The organism is Paraglaciecola sp. G1-13 (assembly GCF_055809255.1).
The window spans coordinates 516,059-534,959 of record NZ_CM147903.1; the positions used below are offsets into that span (position 1 = coordinate 516,059).

The window sequence follows — 18,901 nt, forward strand, 5'->3', positions numbered from 1 at the left end:
ATTTATTCATTCACATTACCATTACTTTTATTATTGGTAAATCGTTGTCCTTATTTTTTGTTGCATTTATTTACATCATGTTTTTCAAATAAATAACTTAATCTACTGATTTTATTATTTTTTTATTTGCGTTTTAGAACGATTAATAATGGTTTGTTAATAATGTTGGTGTTTAAACTAGCGGTATTGTATTTTTTATGTGATATTTAGGGGTATCGTTGTCCTTTACCTGTAAACCAGACTCGTCCGCAATTCGTTAAAGAGGAATTATGAACATAAAACAAATTTTATTGGTTAGTGGCGCATTAATTGCGTCTGTAATGGGGTTATCAAGTTGTTCAAATCCTGATAGAGAAATATCGACTCACACTCAGATGGATGATGTGATGAGTGAAAAGCGCCCAAATGTCGTTATTTTCTATGTAGATGACCTAGGGTATGGCGATATAAGCAGTTATGGTATGACTGCCATAGAAACACCTAATGTGGACGCCTTAGCTGCTGAGGGCATAAAGTTTACGGATGCTCATAGTACTGCTGCCACATGCACGCCCTCAAGATATTCAATGTTGACGGGGCAGTATGCTTTTAGAAACAATGCGGCTATTTTACCCGGTGACGCCCCCCTTATTATTGACCATACTAAGCCAACGCTGCCTAAAATGTTTCAGCGAGCCGGTTATACTACAGGCGTGGTAGGTAAGTGGCACCTAGGACTTGGCGATGGTTTTGTTGATTGGAACAAAGATGTTAAGCCGGGGCCAATTGAATTAGGGTTTGATTACAGCTTTTTGATGCCTGCTACGGGCGACCGGGTACCTACCGTATTTCTAGAAAATCATAACGTCGTTAACTTAGATCCCAACGACCCCATAACAGTCAGCTATGAAAAAAGAATCGGACATAGGCCTGTTGGAACGGAATCACCTGAGACTCTAAAGCAAACCGCTGATCTGCAACATAGTGCAACCGTTGTGAACGGTATCAGCCGTATCGGTTGGATGGCCGGAGGTAAATCGGCCGAGTGGGTTGATGAAGATATTCCGCTGGTTTTTACTGATAAAGCTATTTCGTTTATTCAGGAAAATAAAGATCAGCCCTTTATGTTGTACTTTCCGTTTCATGATATCCATGTTCCTCGAGTGCCAAACAAAATGTTTGCCGGTAAATCCGGTATGGGACCAAGAGGCGACGCGATTTTACAAATGGATTGGATGACAGGGCGTATTGTTGACGAACTTAAAAAACAGGGTTTGTACGATAACACCTTGATAGTATTCTCAAGTGATAATGGCCCAGTAATGGATGACGGCTACAATGACCAAGCCGAAGAGTTGCGGGGCGATCATGATCCTGCTGGCGGATTTAAAGGTGGCAAATACAGTGCTTATGAAGCGGGCACGCGTGTACCTATGATTGTGACTTATCCAAACGGTTTAATTCAAAATGGTGAAAGCGATGCGTTGCTCAGTCATATTGATTTATATGCCTCATTTGCTGAGTTAATTGGCGCAAAGTTAGAAAAAGACGGAGCATCTGACAGTGTTAACGTACTACCGGCGCTACTGGACAGCCGTGCAAGTGCGCGAGAGGAAATGCTCGAGGAGTCCTTTACCTTGGCACTTAGAAACGGAGACTGGAAATACATAGAGCCGTTTAATGGCCAAACACCGGATTGGCTGGCGAATAAAACAGCGATAGCGAATGGTCTGCAAACGTCAGCTCAACTGTTTGATTTGTCAAAAGACAAATTTGAACAAAATAATGTAGCTAAGCAGCATCCAGAATTGGTCGCTAAATTTCAAGCTCGTTTGAATGCAATCAAAAAAGAATAGAAGACTTGGGCGTACTCGTCTTTGAAAAATCAGCATTTGGAGCCGCTCCAATGACTTCGCCAGAAGTCCTTCGTCCGGTCCAAGTGCTGAAATACGTATTGATTACAAATTAAAATTTTCTGTTATTGCTGATGTATAGACAGATGGAAGCCTACAATATAAAAGAAGGTTACATGAGCACTTCTTAAAGCAATATTTCCCTGTAATATCAGCTCTTTAATTTCCCTGAAGTAGAGCCGTTAGGTATAAATCTATTTGCAGTGATGCTTTAAAGAGCGTTTAGGTTCTAGCGAAACAAGATCAGTAATTTTGACAAGGATATAAGCAGTTGAACGTGGCGAAGCGGTATGTAGTAGATGCGATACATGTGAAGAAAATTACATTTTACACTTTATTGTTTTCTTCTATATGGGCTGCACTTTTTAGCCTCTGCAGTGCTGCTGAGGGTACAAATAGCGGTTCGGTACCTTACGATACTTCTTACACAGCACCGTCCACAGCACCGTCAAAAACGCTTTCTAAAGCATCTTTTAGTGCGTTTAATAAAGCGACCTCTAAAACCGCTTCGAAAATTGAAGGGCCACATTACGTCGGAGCCAAAGCTTGTCAAAGTTGCCATCAAAGTGAATATGAACAGTGGCAACAGTCCGACCATTTCAAAGCCATGCAAGAGGCGACCAAAGACAGTGTGTTAGGGGACTTCGCGGATACTGATGTCGAGTTTCATAATATAAAAACACGCTTTTTTGTCGAAAACGGCCATTACAAAATCACCACCACCAACAAACAAAATAAGGTTGAAACCTTTGATGTACCGTACACGTTTGGCTTTTATCCTTTGCAGCAATACTTAATCGATGTTGGTGAGGGGAAACTGCAGGCGTTTAACGTTGCTTGGGACAGCCGCAGCGAAGAAGATGGCGGTCAGCGCTGGTTTCATTTACAGCCGATTGAAAAAATCACTCCGCAGCACCCATTTTTTTGGCAGCGCCATTTTCAAAACTGGAATAGCCGCTGCGCCGATTGCCATACCACCGATTTAAAACGTAATTTTGAGCCGAAAACCAATGCGTTTAACACTCAATTTAGTGAAGTGAACGTGGCCTGCGAGAGCTGCCACGGTCCAGCAGAGCAGCACATTGAACTGGCAAGAAGCGATGCTTTAACGAAAGATCAATCGGGGTTTACTCAGGTACTGCCAGCGCTAAAGAATTTTGCTTTTGGTGAAGGTAACTCTATCGCTCATGCTGATGGAAAACCAAATAACAGTGAGGTAAACGTTTGTGCTCGTTGCCATTCATTACGCACTCCTCTAAGTCATCCATTTTCTGATGCAGACGCCAAGCAGCCTCAGCAAAGTTTTGTGGATGACAACCGACTCGAGTGGATCCGCGCGCCGTTTTATCATGCTAATGGCAGCATCAATGAAGAGGTTTTTGTGGCAGGCTCGTTTATGCAAAGCAAAATGCAACATGCCGGCGTAACGTGTTCAAATTGCCATAACGCACATACGGGGAAAGTGAAAATTCAGGGTAATGGCCTATGTTTACAATGCCATCAGGCTGACACTTTTAATAGCCCAGAGCATCATCACCATACTCCGCAAACAGACGGTGCGATGTGCGTGAACTGCCACATGCCCGAAAAAACCTATATGGGTGTGGATGATAGAAGGGATCATAGTTTTTTATTACCTGATCTGAGCTTTAACAACGAATCAAGTGAGCCACAAACCTGTTTAGCCTGTCATGACAAAGACGACAAGCATTGGCGAGAAGCCAGTCAAAAAGTATGGGGCAGCAATACCAAGCACAACGCGTGGCAAACTGCCCGTCAACATGTGCAAAATGTTGCTCCTCAAGGGTTAGACGAAGCCATAGCGTTTATTCAAAACCCTGATAACAGCCGCTTACGCCAAGCGTCTTTATTGGCTGACTTGAGTCAATATCGCTCCCAGCAAGGGGTAGATATTGCCCTCGAAAATCTTGAAAGTGAAAATACCTTAATGCGCCGGGCAGCCGTTGAGTCCCTAGAAATTCTTAGCCCACAGGCACGTTGGCAGGTATTGAGCGCAAAATTGAATGAGCCGAGTAAGTCGGTACGCTTCGAAATGGCCCGGCTATTAGTGGATAGCGTGGGTCAGTTGTCACGTGTTGATAAAGCGAAACTGATGCCACTGCTAAATGGATACCGTGACATGCTTGAGCTGAACGCTGATTCGCCTATTACCCAATTGGCCATCGGTCATTTGCATACCAGTCTGGGGGATTTGGCGTCGGCGGAGCAAGCTTATCAAATTGCTTACAAAATCGAACCCAGTTATATACCGGTGTTAATTCAAATCTCTGAGTTTTACCGCCAGCAGGGCCAAGACGAAAAAGGCGCAGGGTATTTAACCCAGGCACTAAACGTTGAGCCGAACAATGCCCAAGCCAATCACGCGTTAGGCTTGTTTAAAATTCGCCAGAAACAATATGGGCAAGCGCTGGCGAACTTGAAAATATCAGCACACAGCGATGAAGCATTGCCGTCTTTTGCTTATATTTATGCCGTTGCCCTCGACCACCAAAGCCACACTAATGTAGCTATCAGTGAATTGGAAAAGGCTCATCAGCGCTGGCCAACTGATACTGACGTGCTAAGTGCGCTCATCAGCTATTTGAACAAGACAGGCCAAACGGATAAAGCGCAGCAATACGAATCTAAATTGCGTGCGTTGCAGCAATAGTGGTCAATGTTGAGAGCAGTTGAAGAGCGTGATTTATTATCTTTTAGTATATCTGTTAACAATGTTTCTGACTTCTTTTCGCTTTGCGAGAACAACGTAAAATCCTCGCTCAAGATAATAGATTGGTCATGAAGGAGAAAATATTAGTCGAACTAATGCTAAAGCAAATTCGTTTTCTTCCCATAGCGCTAAGGATGCGCAAAGCAAGAAGATCGTCTCATCTTTAATAGGGGGTATGAATTTATTGGACTACTGCGGGTTGCTCATTGGAAAATATTTAGTGTGTAATTAAAAGCTAACCCGTAAAGATTAATATGAGATTGAAGATTAATTATCAACTTTACTCTGTCACATTTATATTATTCTAACTCAACAGCACGAGTTCTGTGGCCTGTAGCGGCATGGCGGGGATTCCCTCTCACCGCCATTTACTAACAAGCCCTTGCATGACGCGGACCTTATTGTTTTTTTGGGGGTAGCGGATTGACCTTGATGATATCTGCATCAGTAAGGTCTACCGGAAAATACGCAACAACCATACGATTAGCTACAAGGGCAAATTCTACTTTATTGGCTCTCCGCTTAAACGCCCTGTCGCAAACCAAACAATTGAAATCCGAGCTGGTGAAAATAAGCCATTCGGTACTTACTTCGTCGGACGTAAGCTATCGATAACTGAAGTCAGAGAGCCTGAAAATGCCCATAGAAGATACGAAGATGCAAAAGAAGCATTCTTTCTTAGTTGCGTCTCCCGCGATACCATTTATCGCCATCACAAAATAATTAAACAGGGCGGGATCCATTCGCTAAAACGTAAGGCAACGTCAGATTTAAGGCATGGGAATGGTGTCGATATTGATATTGAAAGAACAGTTATCGGATACTCAATACAGTATCCGCGCATTCATCTAATACCCGCTACGATGCAAATTTCTCATTTGCGGGACAATGTAGGGCGTCCAATATTCGCTTAACATCCACCCAATAGAAAACTCAGTCAGGTATTTCATCCTAAGCACATTAGTGGGCCTCGTTATCCATCGGCCACACAATTGGAAATTGAGACGTAAGAATTTTGGCCGCCCCCCACAAGGTTAGGTGTGCAACTAGTGAGTATACACTCACACAAAACGAGCCCTGTGTCAGGGCTGGCGCCCTAACTGGCAAGGCTGACAGTAGCTAGGTTAATTCGCAGAAGCCTGCTCTTGTTTAATCGCGCGCTCAATCATTCTGCGTGCACGCACTCCACCTGCATCTATATCTAATTTAAGAAGTGTCCTATCGGGGTGACGTAATAGATTTTCTTGTTGTCGCTCTAATACGTCTAAATCCTCGGCAAAGATGGCGCCTTGTCCATTGCGGATTGAATTCGTAAGCTCGCTATCTTGGGGTTTAAAGTCTCTTGCCATCCCCCAAAAATACCAAATGGAATGATCAGATTCGGGGGTGATGAAATCAACCACTATGCTGCTCGCTTTGCATTCTTTGGGCGCTAGGTAACCCCCCTTACCTGCGTGAGCAACCCCCACTTCTATCATAATATGGCTGGGTAAGTTGAAGCGACAGATTTGCCAACGGTCGACAGGAATATCATCGGCTAAATCATTGGCGCGCAAGGCCGATGCCCAAAAAGGCGGTGCCATTACATTGTCCATAAACCGGCTGGTGACAATACTTTCACCATCAACTTTCGTGGTAACGGGCGCTTCATCGATTTCTTTCTGCCCTATGCTGCTGGCGTGTACATAGGTTTCATGGGTTAGGTCCATCAGGTTATCGATCATCAAGCGATAATCACATTTGATATGATATAGCCCACCGCCATAACCCCAGTTTGGATTGTTTGGCCATTCTAGCTTTGGCAGTAAGGATTCATCGGCTAAACTTTTATCGCCCGGCCAAATCCAGATATACCCATAGCGCTCAACGACTGCATAACGTTGGATACAGGGAAAAGCCTGAACACGTTGATTGGGCATTGCCTTAGTAGCACCATCGTCACCCATGCGTAAGCCGTGATAACCACACACTAATTGACCATTTTCGACTTTTCCTAAGGACAAAGGAGCCCCTCTATGAGGGCAAAAATCCTCTAGAGCAACCACCGTTCCATGAGTATTTCGGAAAAACACTAAGGCGATGCCGCATATTTTACGAGCGAAGGGGGCCGTCGTAATTTCATCTGGTGTACAAGCAACGTACCAAGTATTTAATGGATATTTTTGCACAGACATAAATTTAACCTTTTGTTAACGTTGGATCCATTCTATGCAATTTTAGCGGGCTAAACAATTCAAAATAGCAGTTATTGGATCCAATTTAGTTTTATTATGAGGTAATATGTAGAGTGAAAGCGACTTGTGGGGTGTGTATGCGGCTGATTACAATCTCAATCCCCATGACGATAGCAAGATGCCTATTTGAATTGGATCCAATAAAGGATGATTACGTTTATACTGGGAAACGTTTTTTAGTGACCCAATACAGGAGAGACAAATGACGCGAGAGGGGCAAGGGATAGTCAGCATTTTGCGAGATAAAATTGTATCAGGCGAATTTCCTGTAGGTGAACGTCTGGCTGAAATTCCTACCGCTGAATTACTGGGTATTTCCAGGACGCCGGTGCGCATCGCATTTCGTGCTTTAGAACAAGAGGGGTTGCTGACCAAATTACCTCGTCGGGGCTATATGGTCAGGAAAATCACGCAGCATGAAATTTTAGGCTCTATTGAAGTTAGGGGCGTGCTAGAGGGGTTAGCGGCTAGGCAAGCAGCGGAAAAGGGCCTAGATGATCCCACCATCGAGCAGATGAAAGATTGCTTAGTCGAAGGGGATGACTTGTTTAGTAAGGGCTATATAAGCCAGTTGGATATTGAGTCGTATCAGCGTTTAAACAAACGCTTCCATGATTTAATTTTGCAGGCTAGCGGGAATCCTGCTATTCACGCTGCTTTGAAATTAAATGAAAATTTGCCTTTTGCATCCGCCACAGCGCTGGTGTTTAACCCTGCACAACTTGACCGAGAATTTCGTCGTTTTAATTATGCCCATATGCAACACCATGGGGTATTTGACGCCTTAATTAAACGCCAAGGCGCACGCTCTGAAGCTATCATGCGCGAACACGCTAACGTGGCTTTAAGTTATGGTGATCTGTGGGATGAACAGGGTAAATATAAGTTGCTTGATTAGATCCCTAGCGAATTTAACGCTTCATCGCGATAATAGACGTACTTTATAAGTCGGGGTTACGGCTTATATAAGTGCATTTCAACGACAGGCGCTATTAAGAACGGTCGTTTACAGCGTCAGCGCCATCCTTTATCAAACCAGCTAACCACTGTAACCCCGGATCCAAGTTGCGCACTTTGTGCCATTGCATACCCTCAACAATTTTAGGAAAGGGTTCCCATGTCGAGTGAAGCTTGATTGGATACAGTTTTGCGAAGTGCAGAGCATATCGGCGGTGCATAGTGGCAAGGCGTTTGGTGCCCACTACGGCTTGGCATAATGCGCCGAAATCAGGTAATTGAACTTCTACGCGACGCTTCCAGCCTGCTTGGTTTATATGATTGTCTGCGATTGATGGTCTGCGCTCGAGGCCGAAGCTTGCTACTGCATGCCCACAAGCAAAGAAAGTGTCAGCATCAATGGTATCAAAATTCGCTCCTTGCCAGCTAATGATCACCTCTTCGTCTCGCCAAAGTTCGGTAAATGCGTGTCCGGGCAGGGCAAACCTATCCACGGTTAACAACAAATCGATTTCTGCTCGTTCAAAGCGCTCATTGACTTGCTCATTGGGAGGCACTATTTCAAAGGTAACTGAAGGAGCTAACGATGCTGCTTTGGCAACCACATCAGCCAACAAAATGGTATAGGCGTAATCAGAAACGGATACTACAAAATGACGTGTCGTGGTCAGAGGATTAAAACTACCTGCGCGCGTTATCTCACCTCTTATTTGCAGTAATGCCCGATGCACTGGTTCGGCTAGTGCCTCTGCCTTTGGAGTCAGAAACATACGTCGGCCGCTTTGCACGAGAAGCTCGTCGTTGAAGTATTCGCGCAATCTCTTGAGGGCACCGGTAACCGCAGGCTGGCTAAGATGAATGCGACGCGCTGCAGCGGAAACGTGTCGCTCTTCAATTAATGCCTCTAGGGCCACCAGCAGGTTTAGGTCTAATCCATCGAATCTCATTTTTGTAACCTATCAGCGTTACTTATTGCTTGCAAGGTTAATTCTGATTGGACGTTTATAGGTCATAGATAGAGAGTAGCGTGATGAGTCGCCATTTTGATAGAAGGTTAGGTGTATGAGTACTGATTGCTGTACAGAGAAAAATGTAATCACGGTGAATAAAAAAGGCACACATTTGGTTGTAGACATTCATTGTCATTTGAATGTACCGGCAGCTGATAAAATTGTGCAGGCTAAGTATCCGGGCCCACCGCCAGGGATCCATGAATTTTCAAGCCCTCAATCGAATGAGGTGAACAAAGCGCAGTTTTGTACAATCGGTCCGACGCTTAACAATATAAATTTACGTATTGAGGATATGGACAGACTAGGAGTGGACGTGCAAGTGATATCGCCCAATCCTGGCCAGTATTTCTATTACACCGATGCTGAGACAGGTCTGGCAGCAGCCCAGGCCGTTAACAATGGTATTGCTGATGCCGTAAACAGTCACCCTGAACGGTTTGTCGGTATGGGGACGTTACCTATGCAAGATATCCCATTGGCAATTGCAGAGATGAAACGTTGTGCACTAGAACTTAACCTTCGTGGTATTGAGATCAGTACCAATGTTAATGGCAAAGATTTACATCACGACGAATTGCAGCCTTTTTTTGCTGCCGCTGAACAACTTGGTATTTTACTTTTCATTCACCCTCTTGGTTTTACCCATGCTCACCGAATGAAGGAATACTATTTTAATAACCTCATCGGCAATCCGTTGGAATCAACACTTGCCGTGGGGCATTTGATCTTCGGTGGCGTGTTAGACCGCTACCCAAGTTTGAAAATTTGTGTCGCCCATGGTGGTGGTTATATTCCAGGTTACTGGGGGCGCATGGACCATGGCTGGCGAGCTCGCGCTGATTGCAGTGAGCATTGTCAACATCTCCCTTCAAGTTATTTACGCAGACTATGGTTTGATACTTTGGTGTTCGACAAAGAACAGTTGGACTCCTTAGTGCGCACGCACGGTTCAGATCGTCTCTGTCTGGGCAGCGACTATCCGTTTGATATGGCTGAGCCTGATCCTGTGGGGTTTCACAGTGAGCTATCTGAAACAGATAAAGCCAAAATTCTCGGCATCAACGCAGTAGAACTACTTGGGCTGACGGTTAAAAGTAGCTAGCTGACCTGTAAATAAGAAGAATATTTTCACTCAACCTATAAGTATCACGAATAGCTGGGTGTGTATTTTGTCATTGGACGGTAATAGGTTCAGTGCCTATATTCACCCAAAGATTGAGTACATCGCTTTTTCTCATATCGAAATACGTGCTGAGGTTGAAAAGCTCAATAAATAAATTAATAACAAGTGGAGTAACCCCATGAGGCTAAAAAGCCCCCATCATGTCAAATTTCAAGTGCTGGATTTGGACCAGACAGAAACATTTGCCAAAGACTTCGGTTTATTAACCGTAGAGCGCACTGATCAAAAACTAATTATGCGAACTGGCGGTGGTGATGCCTTTTCATATATCGCTGAAAAAGCAGATACAGCCAGTTTTATTGGGCTTGCTTTCGAAGTTGAAGCCCTTAGCGACCTAGAAGCAGCAGTAACAGAACATGGTGCAAGTGCCATTCGCGAACTAACCACGCCAGGCGGTGGACAAGCGGTAACCCTGACAGATCCGAATGGTTTTAAAATTGATCTGGTGTATGGAATTGAGCGGGTTTCCCCTGAAACGCCTTACGAGCAATTAGTGATGAACGCACCAGGACAATATGTTCGTAACGAACGTTTTGAGCCTAAACGACCTATGGCGCCGGCGAAATTATTCCGGTTGGGTCATGTAGGGTTATTTGTACCAAGCTTTGCTCAAAGTTTACCTTGGTATAAAGATGTTCTAGGTCTTATCCCAAGCGATGTATACCACATCCCGGGGCAGCCTCAGGTACAAATTGTTGGTTTCTGTCGCTTGGACAGAGGTGAAGAACTGGTTGATCACCATGTCATTGCATTAATGCAAAGTCAAACAGGTGAAACGGCGTGTCACCATATTAGTTTCGAAGCCCAAGATTTCGAAGCCCAATTTATGACCCATCGCTATTTAGAATCGAAAGAATATGAATTGGTGTGGGGCGTAGGTCGACATCCCCATGGCAGCCACATTTTTGATGTGTGGCGTGACCCAGATCGTAATCGATTTGAAACCTTTTCAGACACCGATCGGTTAAGAGCGAGTGATGGTTCACGCGTACATAACATAGCAGAAGTGGAAATGGATGTGTGGAGTTCTGAGCCACCTGATCGTTATTTTGCATGATCTCAGTGTTCTGCCAACAAACAAAATAAGAGGAATAAATTTATGAGTGCAAATGACTTTATGGCGCAGATGGTAAAACCAGCTGTTGAGCCAGAAAATATAAATTCAGTGACTGGTTTAGTTGAAGGTACATTTGGCATAGGCACCTATCAGGTAGCAGGCGAAGCCGCTTTTCCAGGCTTGGTTTTACCTAATGGCGATGTGCTCGATTTATCTGATCGTTATGCAGATACCCACGCCATTTTTAATGATTGGGACAACGCCTTAATTTGGCTAAAAGAGGTTGCAGCAAAGCAGGAGCGTCCCGCAAAACCCTTAGACAGCTTGAATATCCTGCCTGTTTTAGCGCACCCAAATATGATTTGCGCAGCGTCAAACTATCGTCAACATGTCGCTGAGATGATGACCTTTAACAAATTTAATCAAGATAAGCGTTTACCCGATGAAGATGACGAGGCTTTCTTCAAGCGTAATTACGAAGAAGTGGATCGCCGCGGACGCGAAGGTATGCCCTACTTTTTTACAGGTTTGCATTCTGCGTTGTGCGGACCAAACGATGATGTTCCTTTACCTTTGATTGGTCAGCAGCCGGACTGGGAATTAGAACTAGGTGTCATAGTGGGTAAAAGCGAGCGTTATGTTCGTCCCGAAGATGCAGATGATCTTATTGCCGCTTACGTAATGGTGAATGATATAGGCACGGTGGATGAGTTCAAACGCGCTGATATCAAGTTCAACTTTGATTGGGTTAGTAAGTTTCAGCCTAACTTCAAGCCATTTGGCCCATTTGCTGTACCAAAAGAATTTGTCGATCGTAATAAGATGCAGATTAAATTAAACGTCAATGGCGAGAAACGTCAAGATTGGCCCGCAGAAGATATGATTTTCTCCCCTGAGAAAGTGCTTTCTCATGCATCGGAGCGCCTTAAGTTAATGCCTGGCGATTTAATGATTATGGGCTCCCCTCCTGGTAACGCTGCAACGCTGGGCGGTTTGTGGCTTAAAGAAGGTGACGTTATGGAGAGCTCTATTACTTATCTTGGGCGTCAACGCAACAACATTGTTAAAGAAGAAACCAACGGACGAACCCCTACCTATGGTCCATTCAAAACCCAGTGGTAAGGTAAATATTAAATAAAGCGGGTCGTACAAGCCCGCCTTATTTGATGCAGTAAACGTAAATCGAAGCTAGCTCTTTAGTGACCTGAGGCTAATTATTCACAAGGGTAAGCGACTTAACGATTACTTGGAAATTCAGCGTAGTGAAACGTGTTTTATTTTTCAGGTATGACACAAAAATCTTTAATAAAGGTGACTCTCATGAACAGAACAAGTAATCGCGGTGTTGTATACAAAGGCCCAGGCCAGGTGGCTATAGAAAGTATTGCTTTTCCTGAGTTGGCGATTGGTAATCGAAAATGTCAGCACGGCGTGATCCTAGAAGTAGTAACAACCAATATTTGTGGTTCTGATCAGCATATGGTTCGCGGGCGAACCACAGCACCGTCAGGGTTAGTGTTAGGTCATGAAATTACCGGTCGAGTCATCGAGGTGGGTCGAGATGTAGAGTTTATTAAGCCAGGTGATTTGGTTTCAGTGCCATTCAATATTGCCTGTGGTCGCTGTCGCAATTGTAAAGAGGGAAGAACGGGCATTTGCTTAAACGTAAATCCTGCTCGACCTGGCGCCGCTTATGGCTACGTTGATATGGGAGGCTGGGTCGGAGGGCAAACTGAATATGTTATGGTGCCCTATGCCGATTTCAATTTGCTCAAGTTTCCTGATCCTGAACAAGCCATAGAAAAAATCCAAGATTTAACCTTGTTATCTGACATTTTCCCAACTGGATTTCATGGATGCGTAACGGCTGGGGTTGGTCCTGGGTCGACAGTTTATATTGCAGGAGCAGGACCTGTTGGCCTTGCTGCTGCCGCATCTGCTCAGTTGTTAGGTGCGGCATGTGTCATTGTGGGAGACATGATTGAAGAGCGCCTCGCACAGGCTCGTAGCTTTGGCTGCGAGACGCTCGATCTGACCCAAGAGGGTGATATGGGGGATAGGATTGAAGCTATCATCGGTGAGCGTGAAGTTGACGCGTTCGTGGATTGTGTGGGCTTTGAAGCACACGCTTGTGGCCACAATCACCATCAGGAATCACCGGCAACCGTACTAAATTCAGCGATGAAAATGACCCGGGCAGGAGGCCAAATTGGTATTCCTGGACTGTATGTTACAGAAGACCCTGGTGCGGTAGATGATGCTGCGAAGCAGGGAGCGCTAAGTATGCGTTTTGGTTTGGGATGGGCGAAGTCTCATTCGTTTCATACCGGCCAATGCCCAGTGATGAAATATCATCGGGCACTGATGCAATCGATTCTATTCGATAAAGTAAAAATTGCTAAAGCGGTAAATGTGAAAATGATCTCGTTAGATGATGCACCCAAAGGATATGCTGATTTTGATGGCGGCGCTGCGATGAAGTTCGTCATCGACCCACACGGTAACGCAGCTTAATAAATGTAACCTTAGACATGAACTCGCCTGCCTTGCGCTTGGTGGGCGAGTACTACTTACTATTGTTCGTTATTTGTCTTAATGAAATTACAACGAAGCTAGATTTTTTGCTGTTGTTTTTTGAACTGACTAGGGGACAGACCAAAGCGTTGAATAAATGCTTGCCTAAATGCTCGCTCGGAATGGTATCCAATCATCTCTGTGATTTTAGCAATGGAGTGATTCCCTTCTAATAAGTACTGGGCGGCTTTGTGCATTCGACAGTTAATAAAATAATCTATCGGGGATTGGCCAACCAGTGTTTTGAAAATCCGCGCGAAACTTGTGCGAGACATCCCCACCTCTTTCGCCATGGTTGAGACCATAAGTTGTTCTGCGGTTCTGGTATGCATCATTGCTAGTGCTCGGCCAATTCTTGGGTCCGATAATCCACGCATCCAGCTTTCGTGAGGTAAATCCGCCGAGTTTAAATAATCGCGGACAAACTCACCAAATATCAGGTTAGTAAAATTCATCGCAGTTGCGCTGAATCCCGGCGTATTATGTGACAGCTCTCGTTGACAAAAACCGAATGCGGCTGATAACCAAGTATCCAACTGACTGCCTTTTGAAACAAAAATGTAAGGGGGAAGTAACTTCAACAAAGAGTGATGCGCAGGTTCATCCACCGTGAATGCCAACGAGAGTAATGAACTGCCATCCTCAGTCTCATCGACACTCAAATATATTGGTTTGTCTCGTGTCTCACCAAATTTGGGTAAGCCATTGGCGGCCCATAATGTCTCAAAACTCTTTTGTTCGCTCGCAAGTGAAGCACCAAAACGATGGGCCCTACCACCTAATATCAAAACGGAGTCACCAACGTGCAATTGCCGTGGCGGACAACAGTCTACTTCGATCCAACATTCACCTTCGGTACTGGTAAATATAAAAGCAAAATTGGTTGGCATGGCCGTTAAATGTAAGTGAGTCGAACCGCCTATTTTGAATATGCCGATAGAGTGTGAGAACACATTTAAGGAACAAAGTACGTCACCAAGTAAATCCATAGTGGGAGTATTTAGCCGATAATTAGGTTTTTAAAGTATATATTCATCCAATGTCGGGGGCTAGACTACAGAGAAGATAATGTATTTTAGGAATATCTAAATTATGTACCCCTTCAAATATAAAACATCAATTGTACGTAATCGTTGGTATATGGCGGCGTTTTCTAACGAGATATCACGTGAGCCGATAGAGCGCACGATACACAGTAAACCTGTTCTAATGTATCGAAAAGAAGATGGATCGCCGGTGGCAATGTATGGGCTGTGTCCACATCGGTATTTTTCGCTCGTTAAGGGGCGAGTTGAGGGCGACAATATTGTCTGCGGGTATCATGGTTTTACCTTTGCCGATAATGGCGATTGTATTGATATTCCTTCCCAAGACACCGTTCCGCGTAATTTCTGCCAACCCGTTTATCCCATAGAGGAGCGCGGGCCTATTTGCTGGATATGGATGGGGGACCTAGATACGTGTGACACTGATTTAATTCCTCCCTATCATGATTTTGGTTTAGACAACCCAGATACCTATTACAGTTCTGAAAATTATTTTCATGTGAAAGGTCGCTCTCAGCTATTAGTCGATAATTTAATGGATCTTACCCACCTGCCTTATATTCATCAGCAATTAGGCAAAGGCGGAGATACATTGAAAAAAATTCCTATGGAGACACAGGAGCGTTCCCTAAGTTATAGGGTGCTCAGAAACGGAAAAATGCCATGGAATCCATTTTTGGAAATAGTCTACGGAAAAGACGCCAAGTTCGAAGGGTTAGCCGACTTTGTTCATTTGAGTGATTTTTATGGCCCAGAATTGGTCAAAACTAGCTTACCCACCATTACCAAGATCCCGGGTAAAGAGGATATACCCAAAGAGTTGGGGCATATGGCTATATTGCACGGACTGACACCTGAGACTGAAACAAGTACGCACTATTTTGGTTTCTCTACGCGAAATTTCCGACAAGGTGATACGGCGCTAGATAAATTTCAGTTTGAGTCTGAAATGCAAGTTAGACAACAAGATGTTGACGCGATTGAAGACATGGAAAAACGCATCGATGCAGCCGCTTTGTTTCAGCGAGAACTGATAGTAGGCGCTGATAAGGCGGCCATTCAGGCGCGAAGAAAAGTTGATGGCATGTTAGCCGCGGAAAATCTTGAGCCATAACAAGAACGAATCTGCGTATGACACGGCTAGGTTGTTAGTTAACGATTTGACTGCATATAAGTGGTCTAACGGGGATAATGCGGCATCTTAGCCAGCACTCAACCCAACTCAAGTTGTTGGGTTGAGTATCCAGCTCTATTCTATTTGTGACGATGGTTTATGTTTATCGGGTTATTCAAACTTGCCGGCACATTCAATAATTTTTTCCCGTAACCATCTGTGCATAGGGTCATTATCCAAAGTAGGGTGCCACATTAAGCTTTCTTTCAAGTTAGGTGGGGAGAAGGGTAACTTCACCGTTTTCACTGCTTCGCGTTGTATGTGCATATCTACAAAGTGTCGAGGTAATATGGCAATTCGATTGGTATTTAACAACGCATAAACCATGGTTGAAAAATCACTGGTGATCACTGCGATCTTGCGGTTTGTTTCCAAGGTATTTATTAACCATTGCTCAATACTTAATAAGCTAACGCGAGCAAAGCCGACCGAAACATGACCCATAGCATTAAATTGCTCGAAGGTGAGTTCGTCACCGACTTCTGTATTGTTTATATCCGCGATACAGACTAATTCATCACTTATCAGCGAAGCACTTGAGTAATTGCTTAAAATGATAGCTTCTGGCGCGACCATCATATCAGCGCCGCCCTTGGATAATATATTTATTTCGTGGGCAAAAGGTGTCAAAAATTCAAAGGTCACCTTAGGGGCTAGCTTAGCGACTTCTGCCACTACATGGCTCAGTAGTACTTGAATAACATAATCAGAAGCGATGATCTTAAAATGACGCTCACTGTGCTCTGGGTTATTGGCTTTCTTGCCAATGATCGAACCACGTACCGTGGCGAGCACCCCTGCTACCGGCCCCTGTAACTCCAGCGCAAATGGGGTAGGCTGCATTTTTTTACCAATTTGTACTAATAAATCATCTTCAAAAAATGCCCGCAACCTCGACAATATGCCACTGGTAGCAGATTGTGAAAGATGGAGTCGCTCAGCACTGCGTGTAATATTTTGCTCTTCAATCAAAATGTCTAGTGCGACAAGCAAGTTCAGGTCGAGTTGTTCAAATCTCATACTATCTCTCTCTAAAATACCCAGTAATCACGAACGTCTAGGGGGACAGGTTGAATCTCATCAGGTATCTATTTTTCTGATGGTAGCCATCTAAACATTCAACTTTTTGGATTGCAAATAAAATATTAACATCGCTCACTCATTAAATTGATTATTTTTTAACAAGTTGAACTGGGCATAAGTATGAAATTAGCATCGCTAAGAACAGAGCATCCCGATGGCAAGCTAGTCATTGTGTCGAATGACCAAAAATATTGTGTAGAAGCTGAAAACATTGCACCGACAATGCAGTTTGCACTGGAAAATTGGTCGGCTTGCAGTGAAGCCCTGATGGTTAAATACCAACGTCTCAACGATGGACTCGAAAAGCAACGTTTTGAGTTTTCTACTATGGATACTTGCGCCCCTTTACCTCGTTCTTGGCAATGGCTAGATGGGTCGCTTTTTCTCAACCACGGCCATTTGATGCAACAAGCTTTTCATTTAGACCCTATTGCTGACGCTGATAAATATCCTTTAGTTTATCAAGGTGCAGGTGACAGTTTTCTCGGGGCACAGGATGACATTGTGGTTGCCGATTTTAAACATGGAATCGATTTCGAGGGGGAGTTTGGGGTGATCGTGGATGCTATCCCTATGGGTAGCTCTGCTGCTTATGCTCTGACTAAAATTCGCTTAGTCGTGTTACTGAATGACATTAGTTATCGGGCCCTCGGTCCAAGAGAAATGAAAACGGGCTTTGGCTTTGTGCAAGCCAAAGGCAGCACTGCATTTGCTCCTCTGGCCCTAACGCCTGAAGAATTGGGTGAGCATTGGCAAAATGGGCGAGTGTGCTTGCCCTTACAAGTTAAAAGAAATGGCCAAATATTCGGTGAACCCCAAGGCCAAGAAATGCACTTTGGCTTCCATGAATTGATTGCGCACGTAGCACAAACTCGCGCCATAAAAGCGGGAACGGTATTTGGTTCGGGGACAGTGTCTAACGTTGACCCGAGCAAAGGCCAAGCCTGTATCTCTGAATTGCGTGCCAAAGAAATGATTAAAACCGGTAGCGGTCAAACGCCCTTTATGCAGCAAGACGAGGTGGTCAGCATGAATGCTTTTGCTCCCAACGGAAAAAGTGTTTTTGGTGCAATTGAGCAGCGTGTTACAGCGCATAACCATAGAGAGAAGCTCTGATGTTTAACCCTAGAAATTTCACCATAATCGATCTATCCGTGACGTTAGATAACAACCCTTACACTGATCCACCTCCATTACTGCCCAAAATTGATTATATGGATCATCAACAAGGCTGGCCCGAAATGGGCGCCATGTTTCCTGGGTTGACAAAAGAACAGATGCCGGGTGATGAAGCATGGGCGGCAGAGCGTTTAGAGATTACAACTCATAGCGGCACGCACATGGATGCGCCTTGGCATTACGCATCAACAACTGATGGCGGCAAACCAGCCTATGGCATTGATGAGCTGCCTCTTGAGTGGTGTTTTCAACCCGGCGTAAAGCTCGATTTTCGACATTTACCGGATGGATACCTGATTACCGCTGATGACGTAGAGGCAGAGCTTAAGCGCATTAAACACGAGCTTCAGCCTTTAGATATTGTGGTAGTGAATACTCGAGCTGGCTCAGTATTTGGTCAACCAGACTATCTTGATGCAGGCGTTGGCATGGGGCGTGAAGCGACTATGTATTTACTAGAGCGGGGTGTCAAAGTTGTTGGTACCGATGCGTGGAGTTGGGATGCACCTTTCAAATATACCCGAGAGCGATTCATTGAATCAGGGGATCCATCAATCGTTTGGGAAGGGCATAAAGCCGGTCGAGATATAGGCTACGGTCAAATGGAAAAACTGAGTAATTTAGAGGTTTTACCGAGCACCGGTTTCTTAGTCAATTGCTTTCCGTACAAAATAAAACAGGCTTCTGCTGGTTTCGTTAGGGCAGTGGCGTTAATTGAAAAATAGTCAAATTATCGCTCTTGGATTTTATTTTATTTTGCAAATTTTACAGGAATAGA

General features: G+C 44.4%; 14 protein-coding genes. 10 read left to right on the forward strand and 4 right to left on the reverse strand.

The annotated features are described in order from the left end of the window. Positions 1-269 precede the first annotated feature (269 nt). Positions 270-1,835: a sulfatase family protein gene (locus tag AC0L6N_RS02105; protein WP_473478459.1), complete on the forward strand. Its 1,566-nt coding sequence runs from the start codon at positions 270-272 to the stop codon at positions 1,833-1,835. 571 nt (positions 1,836-2,406) lie between these two features. After that, positions 2,407-4,563 (forward strand): multiheme c-type cytochrome, encoded by a 2,157-nt coding sequence (locus AC0L6N_RS02110; protein WP_473481225.1) that lies wholly within the window; start codon positions 2,407-2,409, stop codon positions 4,561-4,563. 1,184 nt (positions 4,564-5,747) lie between these two features. Here the strand turns inward: AC0L6N_RS02110 and AC0L6N_RS02115 are convergent. Continuing rightward, complete coding sequence (locus AC0L6N_RS02115) at positions 5,748-6,797, reverse strand: Rieske 2Fe-2S domain-containing protein (protein ID WP_473478461.1); 1,050 nt, start codon at positions 6,795-6,797, stop codon at positions 5,748-5,750. 262 nt (positions 6,798-7,059) lie between these two features. On the opposite strand from AC0L6N_RS02115, the gene AC0L6N_RS02120 reads away from it, so the two are divergent. Beyond that, on the forward strand, positions 7,060-7,755 hold the full coding sequence (locus AC0L6N_RS02120) for a GntR family transcriptional regulator (protein WP_473478462.1): 696 nt from the start codon (positions 7,060-7,062) through the stop codon (positions 7,753-7,755). 94 nt (positions 7,756-7,849) lie between these two features. Here AC0L6N_RS02120 and AC0L6N_RS02125 read toward each other — a convergent pair whose 3' ends face one another. Then, positions 7,850-8,761: a LysR family transcriptional regulator gene (locus AC0L6N_RS02125; protein ID WP_011573735.1), complete on the reverse strand. Its 912-nt coding sequence runs from the start codon at positions 8,759-8,761 to the stop codon at positions 7,850-7,852. 115 nt (positions 8,762-8,876) lie between these two features. On the opposite strand from AC0L6N_RS02125, the gene AC0L6N_RS02130 reads away from it, so the two are divergent. From AC0L6N_RS02130 to fdhA, 4 genes are all read left to right on the forward strand, one after another. Further along, positions 8,877-9,929, forward strand: coding sequence for an amidohydrolase family protein (locus AC0L6N_RS02130; RefSeq protein WP_473478464.1), 1,053 nt, complete (start codon positions 8,877-8,879; stop codon positions 9,927-9,929). 199 nt (positions 9,930-10,128) lie between these two features. Further along, on the forward strand, positions 10,129-11,067 hold the full coding sequence (locus AC0L6N_RS02135) for a VOC family protein (RefSeq protein ID WP_473478467.1): 939 nt from the start codon (positions 10,129-10,131) through the stop codon (positions 11,065-11,067). Between the two features lie 42 nt (positions 11,068-11,109). After that, positions 11,110-12,189 carry a fumarylacetoacetate hydrolase family protein gene (locus tag AC0L6N_RS02140; protein ID WP_473478470.1) on the forward strand — a complete coding sequence of 360 codons (1,080 nt, stop codon included), beginning with the start codon at positions 11,110-11,112 and terminating at the stop codon, positions 12,187-12,189. A gap of 198 nt (positions 12,190-12,387) precedes the next feature. Continuing rightward, entirely contained in the window at positions 12,388-13,581 is a 1,194-nt protein-coding gene (fdhA, locus tag AC0L6N_RS02145; protein WP_473478472.1) for a formaldehyde dehydrogenase, glutathione-independent, read from the forward strand. Positions 13,582-13,679: 98 nt separating this feature from the next. Here fdhA and AC0L6N_RS02150 read toward each other — a convergent pair whose 3' ends face one another. Next, positions 13,680-14,630, reverse strand: coding sequence for a cupin domain-containing protein (locus AC0L6N_RS02150; RefSeq protein WP_473478474.1), 951 nt, complete (start codon positions 14,628-14,630; stop codon positions 13,680-13,682). Positions 14,631-14,733: 103 nt separating this feature from the next. On the opposite strand from AC0L6N_RS02150, the gene AC0L6N_RS02155 reads away from it, so the two are divergent. Further along, positions 14,734-15,801, forward strand: a complete 1,068-nt coding sequence (locus AC0L6N_RS02155) for a Rieske 2Fe-2S domain-containing protein (protein ID WP_473478476.1) — start codon at positions 14,734-14,736, stop codon at positions 15,799-15,801. A gap of 171 nt (positions 15,802-15,972) precedes the next feature. Here AC0L6N_RS02155 and AC0L6N_RS02160 read toward each other — a convergent pair whose 3' ends face one another. Further along, positions 15,973-16,881 carry a LysR family transcriptional regulator gene (locus AC0L6N_RS02160; RefSeq protein ID WP_473478478.1) on the reverse strand — a complete coding sequence of 303 codons (909 nt, stop codon included), beginning with the start codon at positions 16,879-16,881 and terminating at the stop codon, positions 15,973-15,975. A 183-nt stretch (positions 16,882-17,064) separates the two neighbouring features. On the opposite strand from AC0L6N_RS02160, the gene AC0L6N_RS02165 reads away from it, so the two are divergent. Together AC0L6N_RS02165 and AC0L6N_RS02170 are read left to right on the forward strand one after the other, a co-directional pair. Further along, positions 17,065-18,060 (forward strand): fumarylacetoacetate hydrolase family protein, encoded by a 996-nt coding sequence (locus tag AC0L6N_RS02165; protein ID WP_473478480.1) that lies wholly within the window; start codon positions 17,065-17,067, stop codon positions 18,058-18,060. After that, entirely contained in the window at positions 18,060-18,848 is a 789-nt protein-coding gene (locus tag AC0L6N_RS02170; RefSeq protein WP_473478483.1) for a cyclase family protein, read from the forward strand. Before AC0L6N_RS02165 ends, AC0L6N_RS02170 begins: the two co-directional genes overlap by 1 nt. The last annotated feature ends 53 nt before the right edge of the window (positions 18,849-18,901 follow it).

Excerpts from the sequence above, each read along its gene's own strand:
- AC0L6N_RS02105 (WP_473478459.1), top strand. The coding sequence starts at position 270 with ATGAACATAAAACAAATTTTATTGGTTAGTGGCGCATTAATTGCGTCT.
- AC0L6N_RS02115 (WP_473478461.1), bottom strand. The coding sequence starts at position 6,797 with ATGTCTGTGCAAAAATATCCATTAAATACTTGGTACGTTGCTTGTACA.
- AC0L6N_RS02120 (WP_473478462.1), top strand. The coding sequence starts at position 7,060 with ATGACGCGAGAGGGGCAAGGGATAGTCAGCATTTTGCGAGATAAAATT.
- AC0L6N_RS02125 (WP_011573735.1), bottom strand. The coding sequence starts at position 8,761 with ATGAGATTCGATGGATTAGACCTAAACCTGCTGGTGGCCCTAGAGGCA.
- AC0L6N_RS02130 (WP_473478464.1), top strand. The coding sequence starts at position 8,877 with ATGAGTACTGATTGCTGTACAGAGAAAAATGTAATCACGGTGAATAAA.
- AC0L6N_RS02135 (WP_473478467.1), top strand. The coding sequence starts at position 10,129 with ATGAGGCTAAAAAGCCCCCATCATGTCAAATTTCAAGTGCTGGATTTG.
- AC0L6N_RS02140 (WP_473478470.1), top strand. The coding sequence starts at position 11,110 with ATGAGTGCAAATGACTTTATGGCGCAGATGGTAAAACCAGCTGTTGAG.
- fdhA (WP_473478472.1), top strand. The coding sequence starts at position 12,388 with ATGAACAGAACAAGTAATCGCGGTGTTGTATACAAAGGCCCAGGCCAG.
- AC0L6N_RS02150 (WP_473478474.1), bottom strand. The coding sequence starts at position 14,630 with ATGGATTTACTTGGTGACGTACTTTGTTCCTTAAATGTGTTCTCACAC.
- AC0L6N_RS02155 (WP_473478476.1), top strand. The coding sequence starts at position 14,734 with ATGTACCCCTTCAAATATAAAACATCAATTGTACGTAATCGTTGGTAT.
- AC0L6N_RS02160 (WP_473478478.1), bottom strand. The coding sequence starts at position 16,881 with ATGAGATTTGAACAACTCGACCTGAACTTGCTTGTCGCACTAGACATT.
- AC0L6N_RS02165 (WP_473478480.1), top strand. The coding sequence starts at position 17,065 with ATGAAATTAGCATCGCTAAGAACAGAGCATCCCGATGGCAAGCTAGTC.
- AC0L6N_RS02170 (WP_473478483.1), top strand. The coding sequence starts at position 18,060 with ATGTTTAACCCTAGAAATTTCACCATAATCGATCTATCCGTGACGTTA.